The sequence below is a fragment of the Gordonia liuliyuniae genome (genome assembly GCF_021738805.1).
Lineage (GTDB): Bacteria > Actinomycetota > Actinomycetes > Mycobacteriales > Mycobacteriaceae > Gordonia > Gordonia liuliyuniae.
In genome coordinates, this window is sequence record NZ_JAKKOR010000007.1 from 136,754 (window position 1) to 158,570 (window position 21,817).

General features: G+C 67.0%; 18 protein-coding genes and 1 tRNA gene. 6 read left to right on the top strand and 13 right to left on the bottom strand.

The window, feature by feature from the left end; genetic code table 11:
• Positions 1 to 218: 218 nt before the first annotated feature.
• From L5G33_RS09540 to L5G33_RS09585, 10 genes are all read right to left on the bottom strand, one after another.
• Complete coding sequence (locus L5G33_RS09540) at positions 219 to 572, bottom strand: immunity protein CdiI family protein (protein ID WP_236997941.1); 354 nt, start codon at positions 570 to 572, stop codon at positions 219 to 221.
• A 145-nt stretch (positions 573 to 717) separates the two neighbouring features.
• Positions 718 to 791: transfer RNA gene (locus tag L5G33_RS09545), tRNA-Pro, on the bottom strand.
• Between the two features lie 108 nt (positions 792 to 899).
• Entirely contained in the window at positions 900 to 2,351 is a 1,452-nt protein-coding gene (locus L5G33_RS09550) for a hypothetical protein (protein ID WP_236997942.1), read from the bottom strand.
• A complete protein-coding gene (locus L5G33_RS09555) occupies positions 2,348 to 2,806 on the bottom strand; it encodes a hypothetical protein (protein ID WP_236997943.1) in 459 nt (152 codons plus the stop codon). The genes L5G33_RS09550 and L5G33_RS09555 overlap by 4 nt, the downstream gene beginning before the upstream one ends.
• 43 nt (positions 2,807 to 2,849) lie before the next feature.
• On the bottom strand, positions 2,850 to 3,281 hold the full coding sequence (locus L5G33_RS09560) for an organic hydroperoxide resistance protein (RefSeq protein ID WP_236997944.1): 432 nt from the start codon (positions 3,279 to 3,281) through the stop codon (positions 2,850 to 2,852).
• A 60-nt stretch (positions 3,282 to 3,341) separates the two neighbouring features.
• The gene (locus tag L5G33_RS09565) at positions 3,342 to 3,992 is read right to left on the bottom strand and encodes a hypothetical protein (RefSeq protein WP_236997945.1); all 651 of its coding nucleotides are present in this window, start codon (positions 3,990 to 3,992) and stop codon (positions 3,342 to 3,344) included.
• Positions 3,989 to 5,395: a hypothetical protein gene (locus tag L5G33_RS09570; protein ID WP_236997946.1), complete on the bottom strand. Its 1,407-nt coding sequence runs from the start codon at positions 5,393 to 5,395 to the stop codon at positions 3,989 to 3,991. The genes L5G33_RS09565 and L5G33_RS09570 overlap by 4 nt, the downstream gene beginning before the upstream one ends.
• A 170-nt stretch (positions 5,396 to 5,565) precedes the next feature.
• Complete coding sequence (locus L5G33_RS09575; RefSeq protein ID WP_236997947.1) at positions 5,566 to 6,858, bottom strand: lipase family protein; 1,293 nt, start codon at positions 6,856 to 6,858, stop codon at positions 5,566 to 5,568.
• Positions 6,859 to 6,993: 135 nt separating this feature from the next.
• Entirely contained in the window at positions 6,994 to 8,019 is a 1,026-nt protein-coding gene (locus tag L5G33_RS09580; RefSeq protein WP_236997948.1) for an aspartate-semialdehyde dehydrogenase, read from the bottom strand.
• Positions 8,020 to 8,050: 31 nt separating this feature from the next.
• The gene (locus L5G33_RS09585) at positions 8,051 to 9,316 is read right to left on the bottom strand and encodes an aspartate kinase (RefSeq protein WP_236997949.1); all 1,266 of its coding nucleotides are present in this window, start codon (positions 9,314 to 9,316) and stop codon (positions 8,051 to 8,053) included.
• Positions 9,317 to 9,564: 248 nt separating this feature from the next.
• Between L5G33_RS09585 and L5G33_RS09590 the strand changes: the two genes are divergently transcribed.
• The 3 genes from L5G33_RS09590 to leuA all read left to right on the top strand — a co-directional run bounded on the left by L5G33_RS09590 (position 9,565) and on the right by leuA (position 14,308).
• The gene (locus tag L5G33_RS09590) at positions 9,565 to 10,716 is read left to right on the top strand and encodes a hypothetical protein (protein WP_236997950.1); all 1,152 of its coding nucleotides are present in this window, start codon (positions 9,565 to 9,567) and stop codon (positions 10,714 to 10,716) included.
• A gap of 120 nt (positions 10,717 to 10,836) precedes the next feature.
• Positions 10,837 to 12,333: an MFS transporter gene (locus tag L5G33_RS09595; RefSeq protein WP_236997951.1), complete on the top strand. Its 1,497-nt coding sequence runs from the start codon at positions 10,837 to 10,839 to the stop codon at positions 12,331 to 12,333.
• Positions 12,334 to 12,460: 127 nt separating this feature from the next.
• Positions 12,461 to 14,308, top strand: coding sequence for a 2-isopropylmalate synthase (gene leuA / locus L5G33_RS09600; RefSeq protein ID WP_236997952.1), 1,848 nt, complete (start codon positions 12,461 to 12,463; stop codon positions 14,306 to 14,308).
• 54 nt (positions 14,309 to 14,362) lie between these two features.
• Here leuA and L5G33_RS09605 read toward each other — a convergent pair whose 3' ends face one another.
• Complete coding sequence (locus tag L5G33_RS09605) at positions 14,363 to 15,343, bottom strand: helix-turn-helix transcriptional regulator (RefSeq protein ID WP_236997953.1); 981 nt, start codon at positions 15,341 to 15,343, stop codon at positions 14,363 to 14,365.
• Between the two features lie 129 nt (positions 15,344 to 15,472).
• Between L5G33_RS09605 and L5G33_RS09610 the strand changes: the two genes are divergently transcribed.
• The gene (locus L5G33_RS09610) at positions 15,473 to 16,915 is read left to right on the top strand and encodes an MFS transporter (protein ID WP_236997954.1); all 1,443 of its coding nucleotides are present in this window, start codon (positions 15,473 to 15,475) and stop codon (positions 16,913 to 16,915) included.
• Positions 16,916 to 17,034: 119 nt separating this feature from the next.
• On the opposite strand, the gene L5G33_RS09615 is transcribed toward L5G33_RS09610, so the two are convergent.
• Together L5G33_RS09615 and L5G33_RS09620 are read right to left on the bottom strand one after the other, a co-directional pair.
• Positions 17,035 to 18,093, bottom strand: coding sequence for an alpha/beta hydrolase (locus tag L5G33_RS09615; RefSeq protein WP_236997955.1), 1,059 nt, complete (start codon positions 18,091 to 18,093; stop codon positions 17,035 to 17,037).
• Between the two features lie 45 nt (positions 18,094 to 18,138).
• Positions 18,139 to 19,596, bottom strand: a complete 1,458-nt coding sequence (locus tag L5G33_RS09620) for a sugar porter family MFS transporter (RefSeq protein ID WP_236998216.1) — start codon at positions 19,594 to 19,596, stop codon at positions 18,139 to 18,141.
• Positions 19,597 to 19,753: 157 nt separating this feature from the next.
• On the opposite strand from L5G33_RS09620, the gene L5G33_RS09625 reads away from it, so the two are divergent.
• Positions 19,754 to 21,100: a MurT ligase domain-containing protein gene (locus tag L5G33_RS09625; protein ID WP_236997956.1), complete on the top strand. Its 1,347-nt coding sequence runs from the start codon at positions 19,754 to 19,756 to the stop codon at positions 21,098 to 21,100.
• The gene (locus tag L5G33_RS09630; protein WP_236997957.1) at positions 21,093 to 21,806 is read left to right on the top strand and encodes a type 1 glutamine amidotransferase; all 714 of its coding nucleotides are present in this window, start codon (positions 21,093 to 21,095) and stop codon (positions 21,804 to 21,806) included. Before L5G33_RS09625 ends, L5G33_RS09630 begins: the two co-directional genes overlap by 8 nt.
• The last annotated feature ends 11 nt before the right edge of the window (positions 21,807 to 21,817 follow it).

Genomic DNA, 21,817 nt, shown 5'->3' on the forward strand with positions numbered 1-21,817 from the left:
GGTGACCTCGGATGGCGCGTTCCGGGCGAACGTGCCACTCGGACAACTGGTCGCGAACCCGCATAACCCCCGATCCGAGGTCGGCAACCTGAGGACCTCGCGACCATTTCGGAGCGGCAGCTGCAACCGGGAACGGTGGTGAGTCGCTCGGCGTGGCTGGCGCTGTGGCCCATCGCGGCCGAGCGGCTGGGCCGGCCAGTACCCGCCAGGCCAGAGTTTCAGTTGAGCATCCAATTTCCCCGTCTGTCGTGGGATAGATACCCCCGCTCGACGGTGAACTCCAGCAGTTCGGTCTCGATCATGTCGGCGAGGCGATCGCCTTCTGCCGTCCACGCGTCGACATCGAAATCCCGCGGCCAGGTGTGCTGCTCCTGTTGGGGCGACTGCGCGAAGTTGTTCTGCCATTGGTCGAGCCACGTGCGCAACGCGCTTTCGAGTTCCTCGCTGAACCCGAAGTTCTTCGGCCCGGGCAACCAGCCCCCAGGTTCCGGAATAGGTGCATCACCGGACCACAGCCCCCACGGAGCGCCGTAGTCGGGATAGAGCATGAGCCGTTTCGTCGTAGCCGGCATCGCCGACATCCTCCCCCAGTCACGTCCATCTCGGGTTAAAGGCCCTCCATCTCCGTCGCCGTCTGTGAAGGCATTGGAGAGACGAGGAGGCCCCCGGCTTGCGTCTCCGCAGGCCGGGGGCCTCTTCTGCTATCTCAACCTAGCGTCGGGGTGGCGGGATTCGAACCCACGACCTCTTCGTCCCGAACGAAGCGCGCTACCAAGCTGCGCCACACCCCGTGTGCAACCTGATACAGCCTACAACGACGACCTGCGAAGTATTAAATCGTCTGCTCAGAAGGGGTTTTCGGCCCTCACGCTGATATTCCCATCACGGATACGCCCCCATCACTGATACGACACGAACCATGGTTCCGGGTTCACTCGGAGAGTGTGACGGGGAGAGAACATCGGTTTGTCCTCGGTGTAGAAGTTCTTCCACCCGAGCCAGACATTCGGCGGCAGTCCTGCGATGATCCGCCGCCAGGTCTCCATCTTGACCGACGGCGTCCCGTGCCCGTCGGCGTGGATCACGGTGGCGAGCTCGGGGTGCGACGTGTCGATCAGACGGCGGTCGCCCAGCATCGCGGCGTCGAACTGGTGCAGGACGAAGGCCTTCTGCGGCAGGTTCTCGCTGCGGACGAGGCCGGCAAGCCAGTCGGCGGTCCGATTGACTTCGGCCGGTTCGACGGAGCCGATCTGCGTCAGATGCTTCTGGTTCGGTTTGAGTCGCCATTCGGGGTCCAACGCAAGCCCGACGTTCGGTCGGCGCAACAGGCCCCGATACTTTTTAGCCTGCGTGAGGAAGTCCATCCGCCCGGGCTGAAGGTCGAGCGTCACATAGACGCCCGCCTTCTCGGCGGCGTCGATCCACGGCCGAAGCGTCGCCGGGTCGAGCATGTTCGTGTAATCGCCCCGGCTTCCCGGGTCGGCGGACGCAACGGTCGCGATGATCTCGAACGCCGGGACCACCGGCACGTCCGACAGCGCATCGTACGGACGCGTCATGCGCTTGACTCGCCGGATCGACTCGTCCACTCCCTGCGCGCCGAGAGGACCGAGGTCGGCCGAGCCGGGCGACCCGTAGAGGGCGACAACGCGTCGTCCGGGAAACACGAGCTGGCCGCCGCCGGGGAGTTCGGGGACGGTCCGTGCGGCGTCGACCTGGCCGGCGAATGTCTTCTCGTCGCCGAACGCACCGATGGCGACGACGGGCCGTCCCTCGTCGGATTTCAGCGCGGCGACCGACTCCCCAGTGGCGCGCGCGTCGCCGACCGGCAGCCCGACGACGGACGTTCCGGCCGATTCGGCCGTGGTGACGGCATCGGGCCCTCCGGCGACAAGGACCAGCGCGTCCTGCCCGGCGACAGCGGAGACCACTGCGGGCGCAGGGGCGTCGTCCGAGACCGGGACCCCGAGGTCGGGCACGTCGCCCATCTCGATCAACCCGACGGTGCGCAGTCGCGCGAGCTCGTCTCGCACAGCGTGGACGTCCCGTCCGACCTCGAACATCGGGAGCCGGTTCTCGACGGCCGTGTCCCGGGCACGCTGCACTTCGGCGGCAGATGCGTCGGCGCCGAGCACGACGGCGGCCGGAGCCGAATCAAACAGGGTGCGGCTGACGAGAACCGCGGCGGGTACACCGGGATCACGGACGACGGTCAACGACGGCAGTCTGGTCGCCGCCGGTGCGGCTGCGCCGAGGATCGGAACCGACGACGCGGTGAGCGCTCCGACGACGATGATCACCAGTGCGGCGAGGATCGGGTGCCGCAAAGCCGTCGCCCGCCGACGAGTCATTCGTCGTCGGACGGTTCCGTGTAGGAGACGGTGACTCGCGGTGTGGTCGCAGCGTGGAAGATCGCGGCTCCGGCGTACCCGAGTGCGGCGAGCGCGAAGACGACCGTCGCGGCCAGGAGCACGCCCCACATGACCATCGCGACGACTCCGTCGAACGTGTCGAGGGCGAGGACGCCCGCTCCGGCGAGTACCGCGCCGAGCAGCGCCCAAGCGACACTGCGCAGCCGCGGCCCGATCACCGAACTGTAGAACAGACGCCGGTAGACCGTCGTCTCGAACTCGTCGACCGCTGCCAACCGCACGGCGTCACCGTCGGCCAGCTCACGCAGACTCCTCGCGAGCTCGGCTTCTCGCAGTAGCGAAGCCGCCTCTCGCTGGCGGTAGGCGACGAATGCGATCGTCGCGATGGTCACGGCGAAGATGCCGATGCCTGCTGTAAATGCCCAACTGTTCACGAGGGACAACCTACCGCCAGCGGGTCACGAATTGAAACGTGTTTCACACACGCGACGTGACGGTGCTGGCGATGTTGCCACGGGTCGCCTTCGAGTACGGGCAGAAGCCGTGCGCGGCGAGTGCCAGCTCGTTGGCCTGTGCGGTCTCCAGGCCCGGCAGGTACACCGAGATGTCGGAGGTGAGCCCGAATCCTTCGTCGGCGTCGTCTTTGCCGATGCCGACGGTCACGCTGACCTCGGCGCCCTCGGGCACTGTGACGCCGGCGTTCTTGGAGACGAGGCGGAGCGCGCCCATGAAGCACGCCGCCCAACCGGCCGAGAACAGCTCTTCCGGGTTGCTGCCGTCGCCGTTTCCGCCCATCTCGACGGGAGGCGCCAGGGTGAGGTCGATGCGCCCGCTCTCGGACACCACTTCGCCGTCACGGCCACCGCCGCGGGACGTCGACGATACTCGGTACACGGGGGTCACAGTCATGAGAGTCTCCTTGTTTTCGCGTGTCGTCGCCGACGGTCTTCGCGGCGCACGATCTCCAACCTACTCGCCACGGGCCACCCTGATGGGGCGCACGCGCATCGACTGCGGCAGCCACTGTCCGACGCTGCGCCGCAACGTCATCAGCGCGGACACGATGAGCAGCGCGAACTGGACCCATGCCATCGCCCACACCCATCGGGGCGAATCGGGATAGTTGAACAGCAGGTCCGCGCACACCGGAACGAACAGCAGGACCACCACGACAGTGGACAGATAGACACTGCGCAGATTACGGCTGTGTGCGCGTTCGATGCCGACGAGCATCAGCCACGAGAGCGCGACGACGACCGGGATGCCGATCAGGAACGCGAGCGGCCAGAAGTGCGCAAGCGACTCCGCCTTGGCCGCCGGGTCGACGTCGGGAACATCCTCGAGCCCGGGCTGCAACCGCCCGGCGAGCCGAGACGTCGTCGCCGACAGGTTCGTGAAACCGTAGACCACCCAGATCAGGCCTGCCGCCGCGGACAGCAGCCACGCGACCCGGGCGTCGCGGGCGAGTGCGGTCGGTGACGGCCCCGGGTCGGTGGGCCGTCCCGGGTAGCGGTCACGCTGCTCGGCATCCTTGGATCGACGGGCGATCTCGGCCATGTCCTGCGCATCCAGCTCGGCCTGCGTCGGGATGCGGTCGGGGTCGCCGTCGGGGAACGTCATGGGGCGATCTTAAGCATTCGCGTCACCGTCCCCTGCCAGAGCACGCCACCGGGCCCGATCATGCCCGTCAACTGCATCGGTTCGTCGACTGGTGCGTCGCCGACCTTGCGGGTGACTTTGCGTGCTCCGGTCCGGAAGTCGACGCCGACGTAGTTCACCGATCCGAGCTGTTGCGGGCCGAGCCGATACGGGCCATATGCGAGCCCGTGGATGAGCCCGTCGGCGCGCGAGAGTCGCGGCAACGTCGCCATCCGGTCGCGGTAGTTCTCCCAGACGCGCATGCATTTCCCGTCGACAACGTCGATACGCGTCATGGCGCCGGTGAACGGGGCGCCCGCCGGGCGACTCGGTCCGGTCACCGCCATCGGCGGGTACTGGTAGCCGTATGTGCTCGGGATGACGATACTGTCGCCCCACGCCATCGGTGAGTTCTCGGTTCCCTGCGGCGACCGGGTGAATGCGCGCATCGAACAGACCGGCGCGCCGGTGTCGGCGTTCAGGACGTGCAGGCGCGGCACGTGCGCGTTGTCGACAATCGCGACCCAGCTGTCGCCGCCCGACCCGAAGTAGGTGGGAGTGGTGCCCGAACCCCAGGTGAGTTGACCGGGCTTTCGTGCCGGTCCACGGTCGTACGCGCGGCGCCACACGGTGCGAGGGACGCCGTAGTCGCCGGCGCGCATCTCGTACAGCGCGTGGGTGGTGAGGACGGATGCGCCGTCCCGCCGGATGGTCAATCCGTTCCCGAGTCGCTCGCCGACGGGCAGACGGTTCGCGGCGACGCGGCCGTTCGGCGCGATGGTGCCGACCACTCCCTTCGTCGTCACGAACCAGACGCGTCCGTCGAAGTCGGGCGCCAGACCAGTCACCTGATCGCTCCCGATCCGTTTCGAGATGTCGACGCGACGGTCGACCGACAGCTTCCAGCCGTTCGGGGTCCGATGGTGTCCGACGTGCAGGACGGCTCCGCTCCCGTCGGCGACGACCACCCGGTTCTTCTCGTCGAGGTAGCCGTAGACGCCGCCGAGGAGCCCGCCCTTCGTGAGCGGCAGGGTCGCGAGGACTTTTGCGGAGTCGGGGTGGAAGAGGGTGACCACCGGAGTCGCGACCTGCGGCGGATCGCCGGCGAGGTACGAGGTGCACAGCGAGACCGGGTAGCCGTCGGTCCCAACGAACGTCGCCGCGCACACTCCGCCCGGAACGCTCGACGCGGCGAGATGCCCCGTCGTGCCCGGCCCGCGCAACTGCGTGCTGTCGGTCGACGCCGCGTCACCGTGCATGAGCGACGTCCACGGTGTCGCGACCCCGGGAGGCGAACCGACGGGCGGTGCGGCCTGTGCCGGTGCGACTCCGGCGGCGAGTGCCACGGTCGCCATGACGGCGAGGGCTCGAGTCAGACGTTTCACGCAATCGAGTGGAACACGTTTCACCGATTCTGGGAACGGTAATCCGGGGGATGCGCACAAAATGCACTTCGTCCGAGGGTTCGGGGATGTGACCCGAACTCTCGGACGAAGGAAGCTCGACTAGTCAGCCAGACAGGTTCCACTGCTCAGTCGGCTCAGCGGTTGAACACTCAGCGGTTGAACTCGGCCAGGAGGAAGCTCGTCGCCGGGAGCAGCTTGAACAGCATCGGGACCGCGTGGTTGACCACGAGGCCGGGGAAGATCGGCGGCGTGTAGTCACGGGTCAGGCGCACATTCGCACCCTGCTTGCGCCAGTCCTTGTACAGGGTGACGACCTGGCCGGTCGGGATGACGTCGTCGTTGACACCGGTGGAGATCAGGACGGGCGCGTTCGGTTTGAGCGAGCCGATGCGCTGGTCGTCGAGCATCTTCTGGACTTCGGGGTGCCGCTTGATCACCGACGCGAGGGACTTGCCGTCACGGGTCCACTGGTTGGTCCGCTGGAAACCGAACGCCAGACCGGAGTCGCCGATGCACTGGGTCGCCGTGTCATGGAGCACGCGTTTGCCCTGCGCGTTGGTCTCCTTCGTCAGGATCGGGCTGAGTTCCGGATAGCGGGCGTCGAGACCGTTGATCGCGTAGCCGATCGCCCCGGCGATGAACGTGCCGTCGATCTTCGTGATGACCTTCGACAGGTCGGCTGGCGGGGCACCCGCGTAGGTGGCCTTCACGTTGAGGTCGGACGCGTACGTCTCGGCGAGCTCAGCGGCCGACGCGGCGGCGCCGCCGCCCTGCGAGTAGCCGGTGAATGCGACCGGCGCGTCCTTCGAGGCCTTCGCAACCTTCAGTCCGGCGCGCGCGGCGTCGAGCATCGCCCGGCCGGATTCGAGCCGGTTCACGTACGTATGGATGCCGGGAGTCCCCATGCCGACGTAGTCGGTGATAACGACTCGGACACCGTTGAGCAGCATCAGGTACATCTCGGGCGCCGTGTAGTTGACACCGATACTCGGCTTGGTGAGGTCGATCGCCATCGGGAAGTTCATCATCTTGGACCCGGCACACTGGTCGCCCTGCCCGACGGTGCCCGGCCCCACCACCACGGTCGGGCGCTCCCCCTTGCCGTTCCACTTCGCGGTCGGCTCGACGACAGTGCCCGTCACCGCGGTCGGCTTCCCGTTCTGGAGCTTCGACGTGTACATGAGACGCGTCGCCGTGCCCGGCCACTGCCCCTTCATCCCCGGGAGTTGCAGCAGCAGGTCGCTGTGTTCGGTGCGGATGATCGAACCCGGCGTCGAATCGTACGTCGACGGAGGAACGTAGAAGTTCCGTGCCGCATCTGCGGTCCCCGAATCACCGACTGCGACAACCCCGGCAGCCGCGACGACGGTGACCAGACCAGCGGCGACGGCGTGTCGTGACGCCCGAACAGAACGTGAGACTACTCCCGAGTATTTTCTCATGGGTGCAATGTAGCGCACGATTGCCCGAAAGCTGTAACGGGGGACACCATCCGTGCGATACGCGCGAGCCATACGATTTCGGGGCGGTGACCGCCATGCGGTCACCGCCCCGAAAGGTGGAAATACGAGCCTGGACTACACCCGCCGCGCGGCGCTCTGACTAGTGGTGAACGCCGCACCCGTGCGCAGGTTGTCGCCCGAGACGAACAGCGCGAGACCAGTGCCGTCCGGGGCGCCCGGATCCTGACGGATGCGGCCAACCAGCGAGACGTCGCCGCCCGCCGCGTCGAGCGGCGTCGGAACGTCGACGACCTGCACCCCCGCGGCGTCGGCCAGGATGGCGCGCGCCTCGGCGGGAGTGACCGACTCGTCGAACTCGGCATTGATGGCCAGCGAGTGACCGGTGAACACCGGCACACGCACACACGTACCGCTGACCAGAAGATCCGGGAGGCCGAGGATCTTGCGCGACTCGTTGCGCAGCTTCTGATCCTCATCGGTCTCACCCGAGCCGTCGTCAACGTAGTCGCCCGCGAGAGCGACGACGTTGAACGCGATCGGTGCGACGTACTTGACGGGCTCGCCCAGGTCGACGGCCTTGCCGTCGTGCACCAGCTTCTCGGCGTCGTCGACGCCGTTGCGGATCTGTCCCGCGAGCTCGGCGACTCCGGCCAGCCCGCTGCCGGACACCGCCTGGTAGCTCGACACGATCAGTCGCTTGAGACCCTTCGCGTCGTGCAGCGGCTTGAGGACCGGCATCGCGGCCATCGTCGTACAGTTCGGGTTCGCGATGATGCCCTTCGGCGGATTCTTCGCGAGTTCGCCGTTCACTTCCGCGACCACCAACGGCACGTCGGGGTCCTTGCGCCACGCCGACGAGTTGTCGATGACAGTGACACCCGCCGCCGCGAACCGCGGAGCCTGCACCTTCGACATCGTGCCGCCTGCCGAGAACAACGCGATGTCCAGGCCAGTCGGGTCCGCCGTCGTAGCGTCCTCGATGACGATCTCCTCGTCACCCCATGGCAACGTCTTGCCCGCCGAACGCGGCGACGCGAAGAATCGGATCTCGTCGACCGGGAAGTTACGCTGCGCCAGGATCTCGCGCATCACGGCGCCGACCTGACCCGTCGCACCCACCACTCCAAGCTTCACGCCCATTACAATCCCCCGTCGCTTCGCTCGCCCATGATTACCGCCCCGTTCCTGCGTACACCACGGCTTCTTCTTCGCCGCCGAGGTCGAACGCCGCGTGCAGCACCTGGACGGCACGGTCGAGGTCTTCGTCGCCGACGAGCACGGAGATGCGGATCTCCGACGTGGAGATCAACTCGATGTTGATGCCCGCATCGCTGAGCGACTCGCAGAACGTCGCGGTGACGCCGGGATGGCTCTTCATACCCGCACCGACGAGCGACACCTTGCCGATGTTCTCGTCGAGCACGACCTCGGCGAAACCGAGCTCGTCCCGCAGCTTGCCGAGTTCGGTGACGGCGAGCTCGCCGAGCTCCTTCGGCAACGTGAACGTGATGTCGGTCTTGCCGGTGTCGATCCGCGACACGCCCTGCAGGACCATGTCGATGTTGATCTCGGCGTCGGCGACCGCACGGAACACCTTCGCGGCGAATCCCGGCTTGTCTTCGATGCCGACAATGGTCACCTGAGCTTCGCTGCGGTCGTGCGCAACGCCGGTGAGAATCGCTTCTTCCACGGGGATGTCCTCCATCGAGCCGGACACCACAGTGCCCGGGTTTGTCGAGTACGACGAGCGCACATGAACGGGAACGTTGTAAGCCCGTGCGTATTCCACGCAGCGGAGCATCAGCACCTTCGCGCCACACGCCGCGAGCTCCAGCATCTCCTCGAACGAGATGTTGTCGAGGCGGCGCGCATTCGAGACGATGCGCGGATCAGAGGTGTAAATTCCGTCGACGTCGGTGTAGATCTCGCAGACGTCGGCGTTCAGCGCCGCGGCGAGAGCGACGGCGGTCGTGTCCGATCCGCCGCGGCCGAGCGTCGTGACGTCCTTGGTGTCCTGCGAGACCCCTTGGAATCCGGCGACGAGCACGATCTTGCCGTCGTCGAGCGCGCTGCGGACTCGGCCAGGCGTCACGTCGATGATCTTGGCTTTGCCGTGGCTCGACGTCGTGATGACGCCAGCCTGCGAGCCGGTGAACGATTGCGCGTCCTCGCCGAGCGATTCGATCGCCATCGCCAAGAGCGCGTTCGAGATGCGCTCACCGGAGGTGAGGAGCATGTCCATCTCGCGCTGCGGCGGGTCCGGATTGACCTGTTCGGCCAGGTCCAGCAGCTCGTCGGTGGTGTCACCCATCGCCGATGCGACCACGACGACGTCGTTGCCCGCGCGCTTGGTCTCCACGATCCGTTCGGCGACACGGCGAATGCGCTCGGCGTCCGCCACAGAGGAGCCGCCGTACTTCTGGACCACCAGTGCCACGTCGTGCACCCTTCGTTGTCTTACGTTCGGTCAGGGGACAACCTTACCGGTCCGATTCGTCTGGCCACAGGTGCCGCGGATCGATGTGACCGCGGCTACGTCGGAGACGTCCTCATAGGAACAGTCGGAGACGTACTCATCTATACAGTCGGAGACGTACTCATCTATGCAGTCGGAGACGTACTCGTCCATGCAGTCGGAGACGTACTCATCGGAGCAGTCGTAGAGGCCCCGTAGGATTTGCGGCGATGACTCCCGCACTCCGATGGAATCCGGCTGCCACCGCCGTTGCCGTGTACCTCGGTGTACGCCTCGTCGGAGTGCTCGTCCTCGCATGGTTCGGAGCCATCCACGACCTCTCCCTCGACGATCTCTTGTCCAGGTGGGACGGGGTCTGGATGCTCGACATCGCCGACTACGGATACGACGGCGTACCCGAAACCGGTACGGATGCCCAAGGCGTGCACACAGATACGACGGCATACGCGTTCTTTCCCGGCTACCCGATCCTGGTCGGCTTGTTCGCGAAGCTCCCGTTGGTCAGCCCGTTCGGCGCAGGCATCGCACTCAACGTCGTGATCGGCGCCGTCGCCGCAGTCGGCGTCGCCCGCCTCGGCGCGGACTGCGCGAAACGCGTGCGTCCCGACACCGCGGACGTCACGGCCCGCAACACCGGCCTGATACTCGTCGTCTTGTTCGCGGCCGCCCCGATGGGTGTCGTCCTGTCGATGACCTACACCGAAGCGCTCTTCTGCGCGCTCGCCGTGTGGGCGCTCGTCGGCGTCCTAGAGGAGCGATGGCTGCTCGCCGGGCTCAGCGCCTTTGCCATCGGCCTGGTCCGTCCGACGGGCATCGCGGTAATCGTCGTCGTCATGATCGCCGCGATGATCACCCACCGCGACGGCACCCGGGCATGGATCGCAGGCATCATCGCACCACTCGGGTACATCGGTTACCTGTGCGTGGTTTGGGCGAAGACCGGGAGCCCGTCCGGATGGTTCCGCATCCAGACCGAAGGCTGGAACACCTCCTTCGACGGCGGGAAAGCCGTCGCGTCGTTCCTCTACGACACGCTCACCGGCTCGCTCGACGCGGTTTCGGTACTCACTGCGCTCGTGATCATCGCATCGCTTGTTCTACTCGTCTGGTCGTTCGCCGACCGCCTGCCGTGGCCAGTCCTCGCCTACGCGACACTCGTCATCGCGTCGGTCCTGTTGTCGAGCGGTCTGATGCCGTCGCGGCCACGACTGATGCTGCCGGCGTTCGTCATCGCACTGCCGATCGCGATCCGCCTCGCCCGGTCATCCCGAACCGCGGCGATCTCCACGGCCGTCGGGGCGACGCTCGCGTCCGCGTGGCTCGGCGCCTACATGCTGACGGTCTTCGACTTCGCCATCTGAAATCGATTCGGCGGATTTCGATTCGGCTGAAATCGATTCGACTGGGCGACCGGTCGAAACGTATCGTGACGGTGGAGTAGATCGCCTCAGCCCATCCGTGATTCGCAGGAGCGAAAACCCATGTCAGCGCCGCGTTCGGTCGCCCGGCCCGCGACTCGTCGCACGTGGTTCGGCCTCATCGTCTTGCAGTTGCCCGTGCTGCTCGTGTCGATGGACTTCTCGGTGCTCTACCTCGCGATGCCGACGATCAGCGACGCGCTCGAACCCACTGCCACGCAACAGCTCTGGATCCTCGACATCTACGGATTCATGATCGCCGGGCTGCTCATCACGATGGGCAACATCGGCGACCGGATCGGCCGCAGGCGGATCCTCCTGGCGGGTGCCGCCGTCTTCGGCGGGGCGTCCGCGCTCGCCGCGTTCGCCTCCGATCCAAGCTTGCTGATCGCCGCCCGCGCACTCATGGGCATCGGCGGTGCGACGCTGATGCCTGCGAGCTTGTCCCTGATCGCCAACATGTTCCCGCTGGCCCGAGAGCGGGCCCGCGCCATCGGCGTGTGGACCGCGGCGTTCGCGGGCGGAGCCGCCGTCGGGCCGGTCATCGGCGGAGCGCTCCTGCACCACTTCTGGTGGGGTGTGGTCTTCCTGATCAACGTGCCAGTGCTCGCCGTCCTGTTCCTGGCCGGTCCGTCGCTGCTCCCCGAGTTCCGTGCCGCCCGCACCGAACCATTCGACGTCTTCGGCGTCGTGCTGTCGCTCGCAGGCATCCTGCCGGTGGTCTACTCGGTGAAGACGTTCGCCGTGCACGGTGCAACCGCGACCGCCGTCGTCACCGGGTTGTTCGGCATCACGATGTTCGCCGCGTTCATCCGACACGAACGACGCGCCGCCGCACCCCTTCTGGTGCTCTCGTTGTTCTCCAACCCCTCGTTCAGCTCGTCGCTGGCGGTGGCGATGGTCGGGATGATGGCACAGGGCGGCCTCGCCTACCTGACGAACGTGTACCTGCAGTCAGTGCTCGGCTACGACGTTCTCACCGCGGCTCTCGCCGGCATCCCGATGGCGATCACCGTCGCCGTGTTCTCGATCTACGCGGACCGCGTCACGCGTCTGGTCGGCGTGCGGTTCGCGCTGGCCGGCGCCGTGATGCTCGCGGGCGCGTCCGCAATCGCGCTGGTGTCGTTGTCGACGTCCACCCCACTGTGGGTCTATCTGGTCATCACCGCAGTCGCAGGCATCGGTTTCGGAATCCAGTTCTCGCTGGTGAGCGACGTCGTCGTCGGTTCGGCTCCCCCGGAGAAGTCCGGTGCCGCTTCCGGCGTCTCGGAGACCAGTTTCGAACTGGGCAACGCCCTCGGCCTCGCGCTCCTCGGCTCCCTCGCCACTGCGGTGTTCCTCGCAGGCGACGGTGGACACGGGTTCGCCGACTCGCTCGGCGAGACGCTGAAACAGTCCGGCCGCACCGGTCCCGTCGCCGACGCCGCCCGCAGCGCGTTCGTGGACGGACTGCACGTCGCAGCTCTCACCGGCGGCGGTCTCCTCGTCGTGCTGGGTGTCGTCGTGGTGGTCGTCATGCGCGGCTCCACAGAGCGCCGAGAAGAACCGGTGCTACCATGACAGACATGCGCGCACTGCTTCTTCTCGGCTGCCGCGGCGGGGTCTGATTCGACCGGCCCTCCGTCGCGGGGCTTCTCTACGCGCCGGTCAACCCCATCATTTGTTCTGATCAGGAGATTGACCAATCATGGCACCAGCAGATGCTTTCACTTCCGGACCGAGCCGCATCGTAGAGCCGGCAGGCCCGATTCCCGACGGTCAGCCGAGCTGGAATCCCCAGCGCAATTCGGCGATGCCCGTCCACCGCTACCGCAGCTTCGCCGACGAGGTCGAGAACGTCGCCCTGCCCGATCGCACCTGGCCGGACAAGGTCATCGACCGCGCCCCCGCGTGGTGCGCCGTCGACCTGCGCGACGGCAACCAGGCGTTGATCGATCCGATGAGCCCGGCCCGCAAGCGCCGCATGTTCGATCTGCTGGTCCGGATGGGCTACAAGGAGATCGAGGTCGGCTTCCCGTCCGCGAGCCAGACCGACTTCGACTTCGTCCGCGAGATCATCGGCGACGGCGCGATCCCCGACGACGTCACCATCCAGGTGTTGACGCAGTCGCGTCCGGAACTGATCAAGCGCACCTTTGAGGCGTGCGCAGGCGCGACCAACGTGATCGTCCACTTCTACAATTCGACGTCCGTGCTGCAGCGCCGTGTCGTGTTCCGCGCCGACAAGGCGGCGATCACGAAGATCGCCACCGACGCCGCGAAGCTGTGCTTGGAAGAGGAGAAGAAGCACCCGGACACCAACTGGCGGTACGAGTACTCCCCGGAGAGCTACACCGGCACCGAGTTGAGTTACGCGAAGGAGGTCTGCGACGCCGTCACCGAGGTCATCGCGCCGACCCCCGAGAAGCCGATGATCATCAACCTGCCCGCGACCGTCGAGATGGCGACCCCGAACGTGTACGCCGACTCGATCGAGTGGATGCACCGCAATCTGGCTCGTCGCGACTCGGTCATTCTGAGCCTGCATCCGCACAACGATCGCGGTGAGGGCGTCGCCGCAGCCGAACTCGGTTACATGGCGGGCGCGGACCGTATCGAAGGCTGCCTGTTCGGCAACGGCGAGCGGACCGGAAACGTTTGTCTGGTGACGCTGGGCATGAACATGTTCAGTCGCGGCGTCGACCCGCAGATCAACTTCTCCGACATCGACGAAATCCGTCGCACCGTCGAATACTGCAACCAGTTGAACGTCCCCGAGCGCCACCCGTACGGCGGCGACCTGGTCTACACGGCGTTCTCCGGCAGCCACCAGGACGCCATCAACAAGGGCCTGGACCAGATGAAGTACGACGCGGACGCCGCCGACAAGGACGTCGACGATCTGCTGTGGCAGGTCCCCTACCTGCCGATCGACCCGAAGGACGTCGGCCGCAACTACGAGGCCGTGATCCGCGTCAACAGTCAGTCCGGCAAGGGTGGCGTCACCTACATCATGAAGGCCGACCACGGCCTGGACCTGCCGCGCCGCCTGCAGATCGAGTTCAGCCGCGAGATTCAGAAGATCACCGACGGTGAAGGCGGCGAGGTGAACCCGAAGGAGATGTGGGACGTCTTCGCTCAGGAGTACCTGGAGCCGGTGTCCCCGCTGGAGGGTGTCCGCAAGCAGCTCGACACGGCCGAAGGCGATGAGGGCGAGGACCGCATCGAAGCCATCGTCAAGGTGGACGGCGTCGAGAAGGAGATCAGCGGCAGCGGCAACGGTCCGTTGGCGGCGTTCGTCGCAGCGCTGGGCACGATCGGCTACGACGTCCGCGTCCTCGACTACCACGAGCACGCCATGACGGCGGGCGACGACGCGAGCGCCGCCTCGTATGTGGAGACCGAGATCAACGGCGAGACCGTCTGGGGTGTCGGCATCGCACCGTCGATCACCACCGCGAGCCTGCGCGCCGTTATCTCCGCGGTGAACCGCGCCAACCGTGTCACCACTCCGGACGAAACGGCCGCCGAAGGCGCACGCACCTACGCGCCGTAGACTGCGTCGCCGATCTCGATACGGCGTCGCCGATCTCGGCCCTACCTCGCCGGCCTACCCGCGGTCGGCGAGGTAGAGCGCCCGGGACTCACGCGCGTTGCGTCCACGCAACTCGTGAAGGACCTCGGGCGGGACGTCGACGAACTCGTAGTCGGCGTCCAAGCTGCCGACGGCCACTCCGATCCAGCGCGCGTCGTCGATCTGCATTGTGACGAGCGCGCCGTCTGCGTGGTCGGCGACCTCGGCGTGTCGCCCGATCCGCTGCCGGACGAGTCCCGCGTCGGCGTGCACGAGAACGACGACGGCGTGCTGCTCGCGTCCGGCCCGGAGGCTGTCTCGAACATATTCGGCGGCGTCGCCGCCCGGCACCTGCCGCGGGTTGAACCGGCGCTTCTCCGGGCGCGCGTCGTGGAGCCGGTCGAGCCGGAATGTCCGCCAGTCCTGCCGCTCGAGGTCGTATGCGAGGAGGTACCAGCGTCGCCCGACGGGAACCAGCCGCAGGGGCTCCACTCGACGGCGCCGGGGAGCGCTCCCCGACCGGGCGGCGGGCGCGTAGTGGAACGTCAGCTCGGTCGCATCGCGGCAGGCCAGCGCCGCGGTTGTTAGCGCCTCGGCTTCGACGGCGGGCGCGGTGACATCGTCGCCGACGGTCACGCTCATGGTGCGCAGGGCGTCGGCGCGACGACGCAGTTTCGGCGGCAGGACCTGGGTCACCTTGGCCAGCGCACGCACCGACGCCTCGGCGAGGCCTGCGGCGGGACCCGACGCGGCGCTCCGCAGTGCCGCAACGATCGCGACCGCCTCTTCCTCGTCGACGACCAGCGGTGGGAGCGAGCCGCCCGGAGCCAGCTGATATCCACCGCCCGCGCCGCGCACCGAATCGACGGGATACCCGAGCTCGCGTAGACGTTCGACGTCTCGCCGCACGGTGCGTTCGGTGGTGTCCAAACGCGCCGCGAGGTCGGCGGCAGCCCACAACCGGTGGGCTTGAAGCAGCGCCAACAGTTTCAGCGTCCTCGTCGTCGTATCGGCCATGACCTCATAGTGTCGCAGATTGCGGACAGTTCTTGACCTGTTGAATCACGATCCATTGCGGACGAATGCTGTCCACTTTGCTTCGTAGCGTCATCGGTGAGAATCCGAACACCACGTCAGGAGCGGCCGATGTCCACCACCGTAGATACCGTCACAACCGATTCGCCACCCGACCATTCCCCGGCGATCGGCGGACGAGCGCGGACGATCGCCCTCGTCTGCCTGTTGGCCGCGTCGTTCATGGAACTCATGGATGCGACGGTCGTCAACGTCGCATTGCACACCATCGCCGACGATCTCGGCGCGTCCGCGACGTCGTTGCAGTGGATCGTCGCCGGTTATCCGCTGGCCTACGCGGTAGGACTGGTCCTCGGCGCGCGGCTCGGCGACCAGTTCGGGCGTCGCCGACTGTTCGTGCTGGGGCTGGTGGCATTCGGTGCGGCGTCGCTTGCGTGTGGCGTCGCCGGTACACCGGAACAGCTGGTCGTGTTCCGGCTCGTGCAGGGCGCCGCGGCCGCGCTCATGGTGCCACAGGTCCTGACCAACATCCAGGTGTTGTACCCACCGGCCGAACGCGGCCGCGCGATGGGTCTGTTCACGTCGATCATCGGCATCGCAGCGGTCGCCGGACCTGTCCTGGGTGCGGTCATCACGGACGGCGACTGGTTCGGCATGTCGTGGCGCCCGGTGTTCCTGATCAACGTGCCGATCGCCGTGATCGCCGTAATCGCGGCGCTGGTCTTCATCCCGGAGACTCGGGCGGATAGACCTGCACCGATCACCCTCGGATCGGTCGCCCTGCTCGGCGGTTCCCTCGCCGCGATCATGGCTCCCATCACTCTCGGACCGGAATCCGACTGGCCTGCCTGGGGTTTCGTGGTCATCGCGACGGGTGTCGCGGGGCTGGGCGTCTTCGCTTACCGACAGGTCGCCACTGAGCGGGCGGGCGCGGTGCCGATGGTTCCGCCGTCGGTGTTCGCGACCGTTTCGTTCCGCAACGGCGTGCTCGCGTTCGCGGCACTGTTCATCCCGACCGGCGGCTACTTCCTCGTCCAATCCCTGCACATGCAACTCGCCCACGGCTGGTCAGTGCTGCACACGGGTCTCATGTGGATTCCGTTCTCGATCGCGGTCCCACTCGCGGCGGGCCTGTCGGCGACCGTTCTGGCCCAACGGTTCGGAAAGCATGTTCTTCAGGTCGGCGCCGTGGTCCTCATCACCGGGATCACGTCGATGATCGTCGCGAACGGGTCGGCGCATCCGGCGTTCTGGTTCACCGTCGCACTGATCGTCGCCGGCCTCGGGTTCGGCCTGATCGTCGGCGCTGCCGGACTCCTTGTCCTCAACGACGTGCCGGTCGAACAGGCGGGTGCCGCATCGGGAGTGTTCAACACGGTGCAGGCGTTGTCGGTCGCGGTCGGCGCCGCAGTGATCGGCACTGTCTACTCCACCGTCGCGGAGTCGTCGGGGTTCGACGCGGCCTATCGCGCGGCGATGCTCGCCATGATCGCGCTCCTCGCAGTGGGCGCGGTGATCGCGCAGTCGATGCCGCGCGTGGCCGTCACTCTGTAGCGACCGGCACTCGCTATTCGGGCACTGCAGGGGTCCCCGAGGGAAATACGCCCTCGGCGACCCCTGCATTGCCCGTATTTCTGGGTGACCCAATCGTGCGCAGCAGTACCGGGTGGGCCTCAGTTCACCGCGTCCATGGCGCGGGCTGCGGCGTCGGCCATGCGGCCGACGACTGCGCGGGCCGTCGGGCTGATCAACCCCATGTTGGCGAAGCCGTGGATCATGCCGCCGACGCGTTCGAGAGTCACCTCGACGCCCGCGCGTTCGAGTGCTGCAGCGTATTCGAGGCCTTCATCACGCAGCGGGTCGAACCCCGCGACCACGATGTGCGCGGGCGCCAGCCCGGCGAGGTCGCCCTTCAACGGGGTGGCCCGCGGATCGTCGAGCATCTCGGGAGACGGCAGGTAGGTGGCCGTGAAGAAGTCCATGTCGGCCTCGGTCAGGAAGAGCCCCTCGCTGAACTCGTGGACGGACGGGCGCTTCGTCGACAGGTCGACCGCCGGGTAGATCAGCAGTTGAAGGCACGGCACGACTGCGTCGTCCCGCACCTGCTGCGCGACAACAGTACTGAGGTTGCCGCCTGCCGAATCGCCCGCGACGACGATCTTCCGGGGATCGAGGCCCCAGTCTGCGGCTTTCTCGACGGCGAAACGGAACGCTGCGACACAGTCGTCGACCGCGGCGGGAAACACGTGCTCGGGGGCGAGACGGTAGTCGATCGACAGCACATCGGCGCCCGAGGCCACCGCAAGTGCGCGAACCAGCGAATCGTGGCTGGCACGGCTGCCGACGACGAACCCTCCGCCGTGCAGGAACACGATGAGCCCGCGCGCGCCCTTCGCCTCGACGCGGTACCAGGTCGCCGAGATCGGACCGTCGGGCGACGGGATCTCGAGGTCCTCCTCGATCGCGAACGGCGGGAAGTCCTCTGCCATCGCCGCCGACGCTTCGTCGAGTGTCACGCGGGACGCGCCGACGCTCCCGTTCATCAGCGCCGCGCCGGGCACGTGTCGCGACGCGAAGGCGACGACGGCGATCTCGGGCAGGAGTCGCTCGCCGTCGGCGTTGACTCGTGTCCGGCGCTGGAGGACGCCGAGCGGCGTCTTCGCGAGGACTCTCATCGCCGACCGCTGGACACGGCCTTGCAGGGACAGGTTGATCGACGTTGCGCGGCTCACACCCGAGAACCTATCACCAGACATTGACACGGTCGGTGACGGCGGTCACCTGATGCCCGCCATCTCGTCCATGTCCTCGAGAGTCTTGCCCTTCGTCTCCTTCACGAACTTGGCGACGAAGAGCAGACTCAGCACCGCGAAGATCGTGTAGAGGCCGTACGCCACGCCGAGGTTGAACGACTTGAGGCCGGGGAACGAGATCGTCACCGCCCAGTTCGCCGCCCACTGCCCAGCGGCTGCCAAGCTCAACGCCGCGGCGCGGATGCGGTTCGGGAACATCTCGCCGAGGAGCACCCAGACGACCGGTCCCCAACTCATCCCGAAGAAGACGACGAACAGGTTCGCGGCGACCAACGCGATCGGTCCGGCGACGTCGCCGAGCACCGGGTTGCCGTCCACGACGTCGGCCGTCGCGAAGCAGACCGCCATCGTGCCAAGTGAGACGGTCATGCCGGTCGAGCCGATCAGCAAGAGCGGTTTGCGCCCGATCTTGTCGACGAGCGCGATCGCGATGATGGTGACGAGCACGTTGGTAACGGAGGTGATGACGCTGATCAGGAACGATTGGCTCTCGTCGAATCCAGCTGCTTCCCACAGGATGTTGGAGTAGTAGAAGATCACGTTGATCCCGACGGCCTGCTGGAAGACCGACAGCAGCAGACCGACCCACACGATGGGGTACACGCCGCCGGTCGGCCGGATCAGGTCACGCCAGGACGATTTCCGTTCGGTGGCGACGCTCGTCTGAATCCGGTCGATTGTGATCTCCAGATCGTGTTCGCCGAGCAGCTTCGTGAGCACTCGCCGAGCTTCGGGGATCTTGTGCTGCGAGATCAGGTAGCGCGGCGATTCGGGGATGGTGCTGGCGAGCACCCCGTAAACGACGGCGGGGATCGCCATGACGATGAACATCCACCGCCACGCCTCCAGGCCCAGCCACAGGTCTTCGCCCGCGCCGCCTGCGAAATGCGCGAGCAGCCAGTCGATGAGCAGCGACGCGAAGATGCCGAGGACGATCGCCATCTGTTGCAGTGAGCCGAGCCGGCCGCGAAGCCGTGCGGGTGACGTCTCTGCGATGTACGCGGGGGCGATGACCGACGCGATGCCGACACCGACACCGCCGATCACCCGGAAGAAGACGAGCGTCCACAGGTCGTCGACAACCAGGTCGCCGAGGCCTGCGCCGAACGAGCTGACGAGGAAGAACACCGCCGCGATCTTCATGACGCGCAGGCGGCCGATCCGGTCGGCGATTCGTCCGGCGAGCATCGCGCCGGCGGCCGCACCGAGCAGCGCCGAGGCGACAGCGAAACCCAGATAGAGGTCGCCGACCCCGAAGTGGTCTTTGATCGACGAGTTGGCACCGTTAATGACGGCGCTGTCGTACCCGAACAGGAGCCCGCCGAGTGCGGCAACCGATGCGATCCGTACGACGCCCTTCGCGTTTGGTTCGCCGTCTCCGTGGATCGACTCAACCTCTGGGATCGCTCCGCCCTCCGCCATTCTCATTCCCCGTCTCGTCGTTGGACCTCGAGTCAGCGTAGTTCCGCAAACGGCGTCTGGCGGGTAGAAACGTCGACTCGCCCTGTCGCACTACCCTGTCGGGGCCGTCACACGACGCGTCCCGAGCGTGCGCGGCCGGGTGTGGGAAACTCGTGGAATGCCAGCAGCAACGCGTCTACCGCTTCGCACTCGCGCCGCGCTCGCCGCCGCAGCCTCCGCACGGTGGGCGTCGCGCACCGCCGGTCGCGGTAAGGGATCGATGATCGGCGGGCTCATCGCCGAGAAGATCGATCCGCAGATCATGCGCCGTCTCGCCGCAGGTAAGAAGACTGCTTTGGTGACGGGCACGAACGGAAAGTCGACGACCACCCGGATGACTGCGGCCGCGCTGGCCACGCTCGGCGAGGTCGCAACCCAGGACGACGGCGCCAACATGGATGCGGGGATCATCGCGACCCTCAGCCTCCACCAGGACGCGCCGCTCGCCGCGCTCGAAGTGGATGAACTGCATGTGCCGCAGGTCGCGGACAGCACGTCGCCGACGGTGATCACGCTGCTGAATCTCTCGCGCGATCAGCTCGACCGTGTCGGCGAGATCAATGTGATCGAGCGTCGACTCCGTGCGGCGGTCGCCGCCCACCCGGACGCGGTGATCGTCGCCAACTGCGACGACGTCCTCGTCGCGTCGGCCGCGTTCGATTCGCGCAATGTCGTCTGGGTCGCGGCCGGTGCGGGCTGGGTCGGCGATTCCGTCGGTTGCCCGCGGTCGGGCGAGCCGATCATCCGGCGCGGTGACGACTGGTTCTCCAGCGGCGACGAGGCGTTCCGCCGTCCGACGCCGCGCTGGTGGTTCGACGACGACAACGTCTACGGTCCCGACGGTTTCCAGGCGCCGCTCACGTTGAAGGTGCCGGGCCGCGCGAACCGCGGGAATGCGACGCAAGCGGTCGCGACGGCCGTCGCGATGGGTGTCGATCCGGTTGCTGCGGCCCGTGCGGTGGGCACGGTCGGCGAGATCGCAGGCCGGTACGGCGTGGTGCGTCTCGGAGACCACCGGGTCCGCACCCTGTTGGCGAAGAATCCGGCCGGATGGCAGGAGGCGTTGTCGATGATCGACGAGGACGCCGACAGTCTGGTGATCGCAGTGAACGGACAGGTTCCCGACGGTGAGGATCTGTCGTGGCTGTGGGACGTGCGGTTCGAGGCGTTCGAGAACACGACGGTGATCGCGGCCGGTGAACGGTCGGCGGACCTGTCGGTCCGCCTGCTGTACGCGGGCGCCGAGCACACGGTGGTCGACGATCCGTTGGCGGCGATCAGGTCGTGTCCGCCGGGTCGAGTCGAAGTCCTGGCGAATTACACGGCGTTCCGTGATCTGGCGATCGCGTTGGATCGCGCGGGCGCCGGGAGCGAAGCGAGCGGGCCCAATCGACAGGGCGCCGGGAGCGAAGCGAGCGGGCCCAATCGACACGCCGCCGGGCAGGAGAGGATCAGCGATGAGTGAGTCGAGTCTGCGGATCGGTCTGGTGCTGCCGGACGTCATGGGCACGTACGGCGACGGCGGCAACGCCCTGGTTCTGCGTCAGCGGGCCCGGATGCGCGGCATCGACGCTGAGATCGTCGAATTGACGTTGGACGACGACGTCCCCGACTCGTTGGACGTGTACACGCTCGGCGGAGCCGAGGACGCCGCGCAACGACTGGCCACTCGTCATCTCTCCGATCATCCGGGGCTGCAGCGTGCTGCGGAGAAGGGCACGCCTGTCCTCGCGATCTGCGCGGCGATCCAGGTGCTCGGCCACTGGTACGAGACGTCGTCGGGCGAGCGTGTGTCGGGCATCAGCATGTTCGATGTGACGACGTCGCCCCGCGAGGTCCGCGCGATCGGCGAGCTCATCACCGCCCCGTGTCTCGACGGGCTCACCCAGCCGCTGTCGGGTTTTGAGAACCACCGCGGCGAGACGGCTCTCGGTGCGGCTGCCAAGCCCCTCGGGAGGGTGCGGCACGGGGTCGGCAACGGCGGCGGCGATGCGGTCGAGGGTGTCGTCCAGGGCAGTGTGATCGGCACGTACATGCATGGCCCGCTGCTCGCCCGGAATCCCGAGTTCGCCGACTATCTCCTGGCGAGGGCGACCGGTTCCGAACTGGCTCCGCTCGATCTGCCGCAGGTGGACAGGCTGCGCCGCGAGAGGCTCGCTGTCGGGCGGTAGTGTCGCGGCGG